The 11,128-nt window shown below is 64.8% G+C and carries 10 protein-coding genes; 4 read left to right on the plus strand and 6 right to left on the minus strand.

Features of this window, described 5'->3' with window-relative positions:
* The first annotated feature begins 23 nt into the window (after positions 1-23).
* Positions 24-347, plus strand: coding sequence for a hypothetical protein (locus BM416_RS01665; RefSeq protein WP_242001070.1), 324 nt, complete (start codon positions 24-26; stop codon positions 345-347).
* An 8-nt stretch (positions 348-355) separates the two neighbouring features.
* Positions 356-1,180 (plus strand): DUF4198 domain-containing protein, encoded by an 825-nt coding sequence (locus BM416_RS01670; RefSeq protein WP_092484610.1) that lies wholly within the window; start codon positions 356-358, stop codon positions 1,178-1,180.
* A gap of 32 nt (positions 1,181-1,212) precedes the next feature.
* Here the strand turns inward: BM416_RS01670 and BM416_RS01675 are convergent, their stop codons facing one another.
* The 6 genes from BM416_RS01675 to BM416_RS01700 all read right to left on the minus strand — a co-directional run bounded on the left by BM416_RS01675 (position 1,213) and on the right by BM416_RS01700 (position 7,346).
* Entirely contained in the window at positions 1,213-2,148 is a 936-nt protein-coding gene (locus tag BM416_RS01675) for a FecR family protein (RefSeq protein ID WP_092484613.1), read from the minus strand.
* Positions 2,145-2,654: a sigma-70 family RNA polymerase sigma factor gene (locus tag BM416_RS01680; RefSeq protein WP_065927404.1), complete on the minus strand. Its 510-nt coding sequence runs from the start codon at positions 2,652-2,654 to the stop codon at positions 2,145-2,147. Before BM416_RS01680 ends, BM416_RS01675 begins: the two co-directional genes overlap by 4 nt.
* A gap of 228 nt (positions 2,655-2,882) precedes the next feature.
* Positions 2,883-4,430 (minus strand): MFS transporter, encoded by a 1,548-nt coding sequence (locus tag BM416_RS01685; RefSeq protein WP_092484616.1) that lies wholly within the window; start codon positions 4,428-4,430, stop codon positions 2,883-2,885.
* A gap of 14 nt (positions 4,431-4,444) precedes the next feature.
* The gene (locus BM416_RS01690; RefSeq protein ID WP_092484620.1) at positions 4,445-5,662 is read right to left on the minus strand and encodes a cytochrome P450; all 1,218 of its coding nucleotides are present in this window, start codon (positions 5,660-5,662) and stop codon (positions 4,445-4,447) included.
* Positions 5,662-6,339 carry an HAD family hydrolase gene (locus BM416_RS01695; RefSeq protein ID WP_027606695.1) on the minus strand — a complete coding sequence of 226 codons (678 nt, stop codon included), beginning with the start codon at positions 6,337-6,339 and terminating at the stop codon, positions 5,662-5,664. The genes BM416_RS01690 and BM416_RS01695 overlap by 1 nt, the downstream gene beginning before the upstream one ends.
* Positions 6,336-7,346, minus strand: a complete 1,011-nt coding sequence (locus BM416_RS01700) for a ScbA/BarX family gamma-butyrolactone biosynthesis protein (RefSeq protein ID WP_092484623.1) — start codon at positions 7,344-7,346, stop codon at positions 6,336-6,338. Before BM416_RS01700 ends, BM416_RS01695 begins: the two co-directional genes overlap by 4 nt.
* A gap of 400 nt (positions 7,347-7,746) precedes the next feature.
* Between BM416_RS01700 and BM416_RS01705 the strand changes: the two genes are divergently transcribed.
* Both BM416_RS01705 and BM416_RS01710 read left to right on the plus strand, forming a co-directional pair.
* A complete protein-coding gene (locus BM416_RS01705) occupies positions 7,747-10,431 on the plus strand; it encodes a TonB-dependent receptor (protein ID WP_092484626.1) in 2,685 nt (894 codons plus the stop codon).
* An 18-nt stretch (positions 10,432-10,449) separates the two neighbouring features.
* A complete protein-coding gene (locus tag BM416_RS01710) occupies positions 10,450-11,109 on the plus strand; it encodes a class II aldolase/adducin family protein (RefSeq protein ID WP_092484629.1) in 660 nt (219 codons plus the stop codon).
* Positions 11,110-11,128: the final 19 nt, after the last annotated feature.

An 11,128-nucleotide genomic window follows, 5' to 3' on the forward strand; every position in this document is an offset into this window, starting at 1 on the left:
TGACCATGGAGACTGAAAACCTTATGAAAACGCGAGATGTGCTCCACCCGATCCTGCTGGCCGGCGCACTGCTGTTCTGCCAGGCCGCCGCAGCCCATGGCCCCGTGTTCGACTGCTATATCGAGCACGACGACTGGGTGAAGTGTGAGGCGGGTTACACCGATGGCAGCTCCGCCGTGGGTCGCAAAATCCATGTCCAGGACACCCGCAACAGGGTGTTGCTCGAAGGCACCGTGGACCAGGACAACAGCTTCACATTCCAGGCCCCGGCCGGAGCCTACTCCGTGGAGTTCCTCGGTGGCGAGAACCATGGCGCCACGATCCAATCCTCCGACATTACACAGTGAAATCGACCATGACCATCAAACGACGACTGCTCCAAGCCTTTGCCGCCACGGCCTTCGGTTGCATGACCTGCGCCGCGCAGGCGCATTTCCAGATGCTCTACGTGGAGGACACGGCGCTGCCCCGCGCGGACAACCTGGAATTCGCCATCGTGTTCACCCACCCGTTCTCCGCCGGACCGACCATGGTCATGGGCGAACCCCTCGCCTTCAACCACACCAGCGCCCACGGCGCAGAAAAAATCGACCTGCGCAAATACCTGCGACCGGTGCAGTGGCAGAGTCGCGACAACCAGGCCACCGCCTACCGTGCATCGATCCCACGGGCACTGGTGCGTTCCCTGGGTGACCATGTGTTCGTACTCGAACCCGAACCCTACCTGGAAACCGCCGAAGGCGTGTACATCCAGCAGTTCACCAAACTGATCGTGAACGTCGGCGGCGTCCCCGGCAACTGGTCGGAACCCCAGGGGCTACCGGTTGAGATCCAACCGCTGAACAAGCCCTATGCCAACTGGACCGGCGGCGTGTTCCGTGCCGTGGTGCTGGCCGACGGCAAGCCGGTGCCGTTCGCCGAGGTTGAAATCGAATACCTCAACCACTCCGTCGACATCAAAAACAACGCCTTCGGCCAGCAGGACCATGTCACGGCCCCCCAAGCCTCGTTCAAATCCCTGAGTACGTATGCGGATGCCCAGGGGGTCGTCACCCTCGGCCTGCCCCGTGCCGGCTGGTGGGGCATTGCGGCACTGAACATAGGGGCAACGAAAACCTATAAGGGCAAACCTTTGTCCCAGGACGCCGTGTTGTGGGTGCAGGCAAGGGACATGAAATAACCCCGGCAGCCATCCATGCGCCTGGCCGGCCCCTAGGCCCGCGCCCCGATCAACACCAGCACCCCACCCCACTGCGTCACCCTGATCGGCAAGCTTTGCTCCAAGGCCTCCAGGGTCTGGCGCGCATCATCCAGCGGGAACCGGCCACTCACGTGCAGCTGCGCCACCGCGGCATCCAGGCGCACGATGCCCTTGCGGTAGGGCCGGATCGCTTCCACCACGCTGGCCAGTGTCTGGTTGCGCACCACCAGCCAGCCGTCGAGCCAGGCGGTTTCGGTGGCGGCCATGGGCACTTGGGTGAGGATGCGCTGGTGGTCGAACAGCGTGCTCTGGTGCATGGCCACCCGTTGCTGCGCACCGCCGTCGAAGTGCAGCACCGCATCGGCATCCAGGGTGACCAGGCGCATCGCGCCGTCCTGTTCACTCAGCATCAGACGGCCCGTCGTGGCACTGATATGGGCGGCGCGGGTCTTGACCTGCAGCGGACGCAGCAGGTTCACCAGCATTTCGCCGGTGCGCAGTTCAAGGCTTTGCGCGTCCCCGGCCCGCGTCGAGACCACCTCGCTGCGGGCATTGAGCTTGAGGGTGCTGCCATCGGCCAGTTGCCAGGTGCGACGCTCGGCCGTGCCGGTGGCGTAGGTCTGCCCCGCGTCTTCAAAACGCCAGCCCCACCCCGCGCCGGCCGCCAGTCCCAGCGCACACAGACTGGTACGCAGAAATGCGCGACGGCTGTTGGGTTGCTCCAGGCTGCGCAGCAACTGCGCGCTGGAGCGCCCGCGCCAGGGTGAGGCCTTGAGCTGATCGAGGCCGGCGAGCAGTTGCGCGTATACCTGGCGATGATGGGCCGAGGTGCCCCGCCATTCATCCAGCGCCTGCTGCTGGGCGGGGCTGAAGTCGCCGGACTGGATCTGCACCAGCCAGCCGATGGCTTCCTCGGCCACCGGGTCGTTCAAAGGCTGTTTGCTCACTCGCTCAACCCCAGGTAACAGGCGCGCAGGGCCTGGGTCATCAATTGGTGGATGCGCCCCAGGGACAGGCCCAGGCGTTCACTGATCTGCGTGTAGGTCATGCCGTCCAACTGGCTGTGCACGAACACCGCCTTGGCTTGCCCTGACAGGCCGTCCAGCAGCCGGTCGATGGCCAACAGGCTCTCGATCAGAATCAGTTGTTCCTGGGGCGATGGGTGCACGTGTTCGGGCACGTCGGCCAGGATCTGCAAGTAAGCTTTTTCCAGGTCGCGCCGGCGCCAGCTCTCGTACATCAGCCGCTGGGCGATGGTGGTCAGCAGCGCGCGCGGTTCGCGAATGGCCGTGGGGTCGGGCAGCATCCACACCTTGAGGAAGGTCTCGGCGGCGATGTCCTCGGCGCTGTGACTGCAACCGGTACGATAGGACAGGCGGGCGCATAGCCAGCTGTAGTGCTGCTGGAAAATCTGGCCGATAAGGCGGGTCTTGAGCAAAGCATTCGGGTCCATAGGTCCATAATCTTCATGGACTGCACACGCCAGCGGACAAGTGGTGGTGGGCCTGTCGGTTTGAGGTAGACCTGCGTCCGGGCAGGTGAGTCCAGTTTGCCCCAGGGGGCTTCACCAGATAAAAGAATAAAAAAAGCCATCAAGCTGCATTTTTTGCATAACTTTCGGCGCTTTTACGGGCACGCCAAAGCACCGCCTGCGGCTGTCGCAGGCGGTACGGCGCGTGGCTCAGTGCGTGGCCAATTGCGCCTCGCTGCGTTCCTGTTCGCGCAATGGGCGCACCAGCCAGGTGACCGCCACGGTCAGCACCAGCAGGATCGCCGCCAGCGCCCAGAGCACGCCGTGGAAGGCGCTGTCATAGCCGCCGATAAACAGGCTGTGCACCGTCGCGGCTTGCTCCGCGCCCAGGGCTTGCAGGCCACCGGTGAGGTTGCCGGCGGCGACGTCGTCGATCCAGCGTTGCAGGGTCGCCGGGTCAGGCGCCAGGCGGCTCAACGTGCCGCGCAACTGGCTGTCGAGCAAGGTCGCCAGCAGCGAGCCATACAAGGCCACCGCAATCGCTTCACTGCCCAGGCGGAAGGTGTTGAGCAGGCCCGCCGCCATCCCGGCCTTTTGCTCCGGCACGGTCTTGAGCGCCAGGCCATCCACCAGCCCGGCCGACAGGCCCATGCCGATGCCCACCAGCAACAGCGGCACTGCCAGTTGCCACAGCGCCACACCGACCTGGCTGACCAGCGCCAACGCCACCACACCGACCAGCAACGCAATCAGGCTGGCCTTGAGAATGCCGATCGCCGAGACCCCGCGTGCCGCCCACTTGCCCGCCAGGATCGGGCAAAACAGCATCGGCACCGTCAGCAGCAACATCGCCAGGCCCGCATGGGTTGCGCTCAATTGCAGCACGCCGAACAGGTAGCTCGGCAGGTACGTGAGCAAGGTCACAAAGCCGAACGACGCCGCCACGGTGACCAGCGCCAGGCCGACAAAGGGCCCGCGCGCCAGCAGCGACAGGTCGAGCATCGGCTGCAGGTGGCGGCGCTCCTGCCAGGTGAATACCGCCAACAGCACCACGGCGAGCGCCACCAGGCCGAGTACACCGCGGCTGCTCCAGCCCCATTGCGAGCCCTGCACAATCGCCACCATCAGCGCCAGCAATGCCAGCACAAACAGCGTCGCCCCCGGCACATCGAAGCGCGCGGTGCGCTCAGCCAACACGCCATCGCGGGTAATCAACGGGCTGCCCAGCAGCACGATCACCAGGGTCACCCCATGGGCCCAGAAAATCGCGCGCCAGCCGACGCTGTCCAGCAGCAGGCCGGACAAGGTCGGGCCCAGGCTCACGCCCAGGCCGGCAACGGTGCCGAACAGGGCAAACGCGCGCAGCCGCGCCGGGCCGCTGAAGTGGGTGGACAAAATCGCGATGCCGCAGGAAAAGATCGCCGCCGCCCCGATGCCCGCCAGCCCCCGCGCCGCATCCAGCAGCCAGGCGCTCTCGGCCACGGCGGACAGCACCGAGGCCACCACGTACAGCGAAGCGCCTGCGACAAAACAGCGTTTGCGCCCGAGCCGATCCGCCAGCGCGCCCCACGCCAGGGTGAAGCAGGCAAACGCCAGGTTGAACGCATTGACCACCCATTGCAGGCTGGTCAACGGCGCCTGGATGTCGGCGCCGATGGCCGGCAACGCGAGCGCCGTACCCGAGATGGAACTGGGCACGACGAAAATCGCCAGCAGGATGATGGTCAGTAAAGCCGTATCGGCAAAGGTCGTTTTCATGGGTCCTTCCAAGGTCAGGTTGAAGTGAAGCCGTGCACCGGCAAGCGGGCAGGACGGCGCAGGATGATGCCGTCGACCCAGGGCACCTGGTCCGCCGGCACCGCCAGGCGCAGGTTCGGGAAGCGCTGCACGAGAATCTGCAGCACCGTGGTGATTTCCAGGCGCGCCAGGGCGGCGCCCATGCAGTTGTGCATGCCGTAGCCGAACTGCAAATGCCGCGCGCCCTTGCGGTCCAGGCGAATCGCCAGGGGCTCGGGGAACGCCGCCGGATCACGGTTGGCGGCAAACGCATCGGCGTAAATGATGCTGCCTGCGGGAATCAGCCCCCACGGCCCTTCCAGGTCGACGCTGGCCAGGCGCGGAAAGGTCGAGATGGTGCCCAGGGGAATCAGGCGCAGCAGCTCCTCGACCGCCTCCGGGATCAGCCCCGGATCGTCGACCAATTGCTGCCACAGCTCGGGGGCCGCCAACAGGGTGTACACCGATTTGGTCAGCACGGTGAGGATGTTCTGGTCGCCGCCGATCAATACCCCCAGGAGGATGCCCACCAGCTCCTTGTCGTTGAGCGGCGGCTCGCTGTCGGCGCGGGTCGCGACGAAGCGCTGGATCAGCCCATCGGGATCGGTGGGCCGCGCACCGGTGACCAGGTCCGTCAGGTAGTTGTACACGCCCCAGAACTGGTTCAGCAGTTCCGGCACATCGGCGTCCGACGCCACCTGCACGGTGTGGCTGAGGGGCCGGTAATACTCGCGGTCACTCAAGGGGATGCCGAGCAACTGGCAATCCACGGTGGCGGGGATGTGGTCAAGCACCTGGGCAAACAGATCGGCGCCGGGCGCCTGGCGTTGCAGTACATCGAGGCGTTCATGGGTGGCGTGTTCCACCTTGTCGCGCAGCAACGCCACGCCACTGGGGCTGAAGTCCCGGGCCACCACCTTGCGCAGGCGACCATGGTCGGGGATGTCATTGTTGAGCAGCAGTTCAGGCGGCGTGATGGTCGGCAAAAAGCTCGCGCCGTCCTCTTCGTTGCACGGCGCGCGTATCGCGCGGTTATCCAGCAGCAGCGCCTGCACGTGTTCGTAACGGGTCAGGTGAAAGGCCAGGTGGCCGCTGGGCAGCAGAATCCTCGGCAGGCCATTGGCGGGGCTGGCGGGTTGATAGGCCGGCGGTGCATCCAACTGCGGGATGCGCGCCACGGTGACCTCGGGTCTGGCGATCACGGCGATATTCATCAGGCAGGCTCCACGGCAGGTTGCAACAGGCTGACACCGGTGAGGCGCTGCAGTTGGGCGAGCGCCTGGTGGTTGTCGATGAAGTGCAGCACTTGCCAGCCAAGCGCGGCGGCGGCTTCGATGTTTTCCGCGACGTCGTCGATCAACAGGCTGTGCTGCGGTGCGACGCCCGAGCGCGCGGTCGCCACCTGGAAGAACGCCGGCTCAGGCTTGCGGCTGCGCTCCCGGCTGGAATCGACAATCAGGTCCACCACCTCATCCAGGCCCACCATCGCCCGCCAATGCCGCTCCCACTCCACCACGTTGTTGGTGAGGATGCCGACGCGAAAACCGGCACGCTTGAGTGCGCGCACGGCGGCCACCAGCGGCGCATTGGCCGGCACCCCGGCGAACCATTGCGCGCCGAAGGTGTGCAGGTGAGCGCGGGATAAATCGACCTGCGGGTCACGGCGGCGCAGGGCCTGCGCCAGGCGCTCGCCCCACTCGCGCTCGGTGAGCAAGGCACTCTCCACCGGCGCGAGCATGGGCACGCCCAACTCATCGGCCACATCGCCCATGGCCTGTTGCAGCACGTGCGGGGCCAGGCCGGTCTTGACCTGGTATTGCTCGAACAGCGCCGGAATCGGCGGCGACAGCACGCCACCGAAATCGAACCAGATAAATTGCAGGTCGCTCATCGCACACCTCCCGCCACCAGGGCCAAGGGTTGGCTGGCGACCAACGGCAGCAACTCGAGCTCAGCGGTGGCAATCACCGCGCCGCCCTGCTCGACCTCCAGCGCCACGGTGATGCAACCATGTTCGTCACGGGCCAGGGAGGTCAGGTCCGCACGCACCTGGGTTGGCAAACCAAACTCACCGAAGCGGGTAAACACCACATGGCAGCTGGATAACAGCAACTGCTCGGGGCCGACCTGCAACTGCCGGTCCGCCGCCACCAGCGCCACTTGGCGGAAGCCTTCGAGCAACAGCATGCCGGGGATATGGTCGAGGGGGTGGTCGAAGATCGCCGGATTGTTCAGGTCGACGATCAGCGGCGCCACCAGCGTCGCGGCGCCCTGCTCCAGTTCACGGCCGAGCACCACATTGTTCAGCCAGTGACGCCCTACGGCGGATGGACTCAAGGGTGGCGGCAACTGTGCCAATGGGTCGGCGTTGGCGGGAATCGCCGCCAGGCCACGGGCACGCATCTTGTTCCAGGCCGCGCCGCTCATCCAGCGAATGCTCATGCGTTCGTGGCGTGCAGCCACTTCGCCATTGATGCTCAGGGACATGTTCAGGGTCACGCCACTGCGCTCGCCGTGGCGCAGGTATTCATCTACCACGTAGACATCGATCTCGGCGGATGCCGGACGATCCCCCACCACCAATAAACTCCGGTCCGTCACGCGCGTCACACTGTCCAAGTAGATAAACTTGTCCTGGGCGCTGACGTCGAGGAACGCATGGGAGATATAAATTGACGCCTGGCGGAATACTTCCAGCAATAACAGCATGTCGTAGTGTGCGGCGCGGTGGGTATGTTCACTGAAGTAACTGTGGGTACGCGGTAGTTGGGCGCTGCAGCGAAAGTGTCCTTCCTTTACCAGTTCCGCGCCGGTCAGGAACACTTCGCTGACGGCGGCACGGTGCACCATGCTGCGCGGCACGGTGTTTTCGCAACGAATAGCCAGGGCTTCAGACATAGCAATCTCCTCCTTTGATTACCGCGAGAAGGCTAAGCTGAAACGTTTTTTCGCCACAACTGACCGAACGGCTAGGTCGTTGGACATGAACCTGTAGAACTTGCACTTCAGACATGGGCATCTGTCTCCTGATGAGCTTCTCCGTAAGCGTGCAGACCGCCGTACACGTTCATCGCGGTGAACGTTGTATGCTTTGCGCGGACAACCCGTTCTGGCTGTCAGTACCCTTGTGCAGATAGTCCCTTATATTTTCACTGCGCACTTAGACCTATTTGATCGAAGCTTATAAGCGCAACTAAATCATCTAGACACCCAACTAATCGTTCTAACTTAGTAGTGAAAATCCACACGCGAAGTTGCTCAAGGTCGTAAAGAACATCACGACCCGGAGCAGATTGGCATGTTGAAAACAGGATTCACCCTGGCGCCTTTGGCGTGTGCATTGGCCATGGGCGGGCTGACGCTGCCGAGCCTGGCGTTGGCGCAAAACGACGCGGCGACGGTACAACGGGTGATTGACTTCAATATCCCCGCAGGCCCCCTGGATGAGGTGCTGCTGAGCATCTCCCAGCAAAGCGGCCACCCTATCGCCTTCGACCCGCCGCTGGTGGAAGGCCGTGGGAGCCGCGCGATCCAGGGCCGACTGAGCCAGGAACAGGCGCTGGGCATTGCCTTGGGCGGCTCCCCGTTGGGCTTCAGCCAGACGGCCAGCGGTGCAGTGTTGATCCATCGTCTGGCCAGCCCGGCAGCGGCGGCCAACATCGAACCGCTGGCGCCACGCTTGAAATCCGTGGAGGTGATCGGCACCCGGCGCAGCGACGTCACCGCGCTGCAAAGCGCGGCGCCCGTGGATGTGATCAGCAGCGAGCAGTTGCAGCGCGCCGGCACCGATAACCTGGCCAAGGCCCTGGAAACCCTGGTGCCGTCAGTGAACTACCCGCAGGTCAACGGCACCGATGGCGTGTCGTCGCAGCGGCCGGTGTCGTTACGCGGGTTGGCGGCCGACCAGGTGCTGGTGCTGGTCAATGGCAAGCGTCGGCATGCCTCAGCGTTCGTCAACACCAAGGCCACCCTGGGGCGTGGCTCACAGGCGGTGGACTTGTCGACGATTCCCGTCAGCGCCGTCGACCATATCGAAGTGCTGCGTGATGGCGCCTCGGCCCAATACGGCTCGGATGCAATCGCCGGGGTGGTCAATATCGTGCTCAAGGAGCAGGACCACGGCGGCGCCGTGCAAAGCACCTTCGGCCAGTACACCAAGGGCGATGGCTTTCGCCGGTCGGTGGGCGGCTGGAGCGGTTTCACCTTGCCCGGCGATGGTTTCCTCACCCTCAGCGGCGAAGGCCTGCGCAGCGAACGCACCTCCACCGGCGGCACCGATGGCCGGCAGTTCTACCCCAGCGGCGACGCCCGTGAAGCGGATGCCGACCGCCATTGGCGCTACGGCTCGCCGGGCCTCGAGGACTGGAACCTGGCGCTGAACAGCGGCCTGTCCCTGAGCGACACCGTCGACCTGTACGGCTTCGCCACCTACCAGGACCGTACCGGCGAATCCCAGGCAACCTTTCGCCGCCCCATCGACCCCAACAACCTAGTGACCGTGTACCCCAACGGTTTCCTGCCACTGCTCGACGTACGCTCGCGGGATGCCTCGGTCACCGGCGGCGTGAAGATTCGCGATGAGCAACTTGGCAGCTTTGACCTCAGTGCCAACTACGGGCGCAACCGCATCGACTATCACCTCAGCGATTCGCTCAACGCCAGCCTCGGCGCCGCGAGCCCTACGAGCTTCAATGCCGGGGCGCTGGTCAATGAGCAAACCAACCTTGGCCTGGACCACATCAAGGAACTCAAGGTCGGCTGGGGCGTAGGCCCGCTGGTGTTCTCCAGCGGCCTGGCGTGGCGCAACGAAGCCTATGAAGTGATCGCCGGCGACCTCGCCTCCTGGACCCACGGCAGCGCCCTGCCCGCCCGCGCCGGCGGCGCCCAGGGCTTCCCCGGCACCCAGGACAGCGACGAAGGCCGCTACGCCCGCCATGTGTTCGGCGGCTACCTGGGCCTGGAGCAGCAAGTCACCGACAAACTGCAACTGGGCCTGGCCGGGCGCAGCGAGCACTACGACGACTTCGGTACCACCAGCACCGGCAAGTTCTCCGCGCGCTACGACTTCACCCCGCAGTGGGGCCTGCGCTCGACCCTGAGCAGCGGCTACCGCGCGCCCACCCTGGGGCAGATCGGTACCTCGGCGACCCAGACCGAGTTCAAGGCCGGCGACCCCACCGCCTACCAGGTCGGCACCGTCAGCGTGAACACCCCGGTCGCCCGCGCCTTGGGCGCCAGTGACCTGAAGCCGGAAAAATCCACCAGCCTGTCCCTCGGCGTGGTCTGGCAGCCGCTCGAGCGTGCAAGTGTCAGCCTCGATGCGTACCACATCCGCATCAAGGACCGCATTGCCCTGTCGGAAACCCTCAGCGGCACCCAGGTCAGCCAGATCCTCGCCAACCAAGGCTATGGCAACTACTCCGGGGTGAGCTTTTTCACCAACGCACTCGACACCAAGACCAGCGGCGTGGACCTCGCCGCCCACTATCGCCTGGACCTGGCCGACGCCAGCCAGTTGACCCTCAACGGCGCCTTCAACTACAGCAAGACCCAGGTCACCGACATCAAGGACAACCCCGGCCCGCTGGCCGGCACCGGCATCACCCTGATCAATCGCGAAGCCCTGAGCTATGTGGAAAGTGCCTCGCCCAACAGCAAGCTGATTCTCGGTGCCGACTGGCGCAAGGGCGCCTGGCAGGCGAGCGTCAACACGATTCGCTACGGCACCTACACCCTCGATTCCAACCTGGGCGAAGCCCGCGACCAGACCTTTTCGGCGCAATGGGTGAGCAACGCCAGCCTGTCCTACGACATCAGCCAGGCGCTCACCCTGACCCTGGGCGGCAACAATATTTTCGACAGTTACCCGGGCAAGATCGACGTGGCCAACCGCTTTGTCGGCGGGCGCGTGGCCTACCAGAGCATCTCCCCGGCCGGTGCCGAAGGCGCCTTCTACTACGTGAAAGCCGACTACCGCTTCTGACTCAACCAAGGAGTTCCCATGAGCTTTGATCCTGTGCGTTTTACCCAAGTGTTCGAACACGACTTTGCCCTGGCCAAGCAGCTGCTGATCAAGCACCAGGTGTTGTCGAGCAATGAGGCGGGCAATATCAGCCTGCGTATTCCCGGCGAAGCACGGCTGGTGATCGCCTCGCTCAGCGGCGCCGACAGTGGCGTGGCGGCGATTGTCGACTTCGACCTGCAACACAGCCAGGGCAGCCTCACCGATAACCTCAGGGAAGTGGCGGCGCTGCACGTGGCGATCTACCGCGAGCGACCCTTGGTGAATGCGGTGATTCACACGCACTCGCCGTACCTCACCGCCTTCGCGATTGCCGGGCGAGCGTTGCGCCCCCATGCCACGCAGTTGCTGGGCATTCTGGATGAAGACCAGGAGGTGCCGCTGACGGCGTGGGGGCCGCGGTATGCGCCGGAGCCGGTGGTGGCGGTGTTACGCGAACATCCGCGTGCGCCGGCGGCATTGCTGGCCAATCACGGGCCGTTTGCCTGGTCGGAGCGGGACGTGCTGGCAGCGACGCGGTTGTTGGTGAACCTGGAAGAGGCGGCCTACCTGACCTTCCTGGCGCAGCAGCTCGGTACGCCGCAGCCCTTTCCCAGCGGCGCGGCGCAGCGGTCGCGCCTGGGCTGGAGTGCGACATGAGTGCGCTCGCTCATCGCCC

Origin of the sequence: Pseudomonas sp. NFACC42-2, assembly GCF_900116055.1 — a bacterium.
Taxonomy (GTDB): Bacteria; Pseudomonadota; Gammaproteobacteria; order Pseudomonadales; family Pseudomonadaceae; genus Aquipseudomonas; species Aquipseudomonas marginalis.

Coding starts and splice junctions, on each gene's coding strand:
- BM416_RS01665 (WP_242001070.1), top strand. CDS start 24: ATGAAAACGCGAGATGTGCTCCACCCGATCCTGCTGGCCGGCGCACTG.
- BM416_RS01670 (WP_092484610.1), top strand. CDS start 356: ATGACCATCAAACGACGACTGCTCCAAGCCTTTGCCGCCACGGCCTTC.
- BM416_RS01680 (WP_065927404.1), bottom strand. CDS start 2,654: ATGGACCCGAATGCTTTGCTCAAGACCCGCCTTATCGGCCAGATTTTC.
- BM416_RS01685 (WP_092484616.1), bottom strand. CDS start 4,430: ATGAAAACGACCTTTGCCGATACGGCTTTACTGACCATCATCCTGCTG.
- BM416_RS01690 (WP_092484620.1), bottom strand. CDS start 5,662: ATGAATATCGCCGTGATCGCCAGACCCGAGGTCACCGTGGCGCGCATC.
- BM416_RS01695 (WP_027606695.1), bottom strand. CDS start 6,339: ATGAGCGACCTGCAATTTATCTGGTTCGATTTCGGTGGCGTGCTGTCG.
- BM416_RS01700 (WP_092484623.1), bottom strand. CDS start 7,346: ATGTCTGAAGCCCTGGCTATTCGTTGCGAAAACACCGTGCCGCGCAGC.
- BM416_RS01705 (WP_092484626.1), top strand. CDS start 7,747: ATGTTGAAAACAGGATTCACCCTGGCGCCTTTGGCGTGTGCATTGGCC.
- BM416_RS01710 (WP_092484629.1), top strand. CDS start 10,450: ATGAGCTTTGATCCTGTGCGTTTTACCCAAGTGTTCGAACACGACTTT.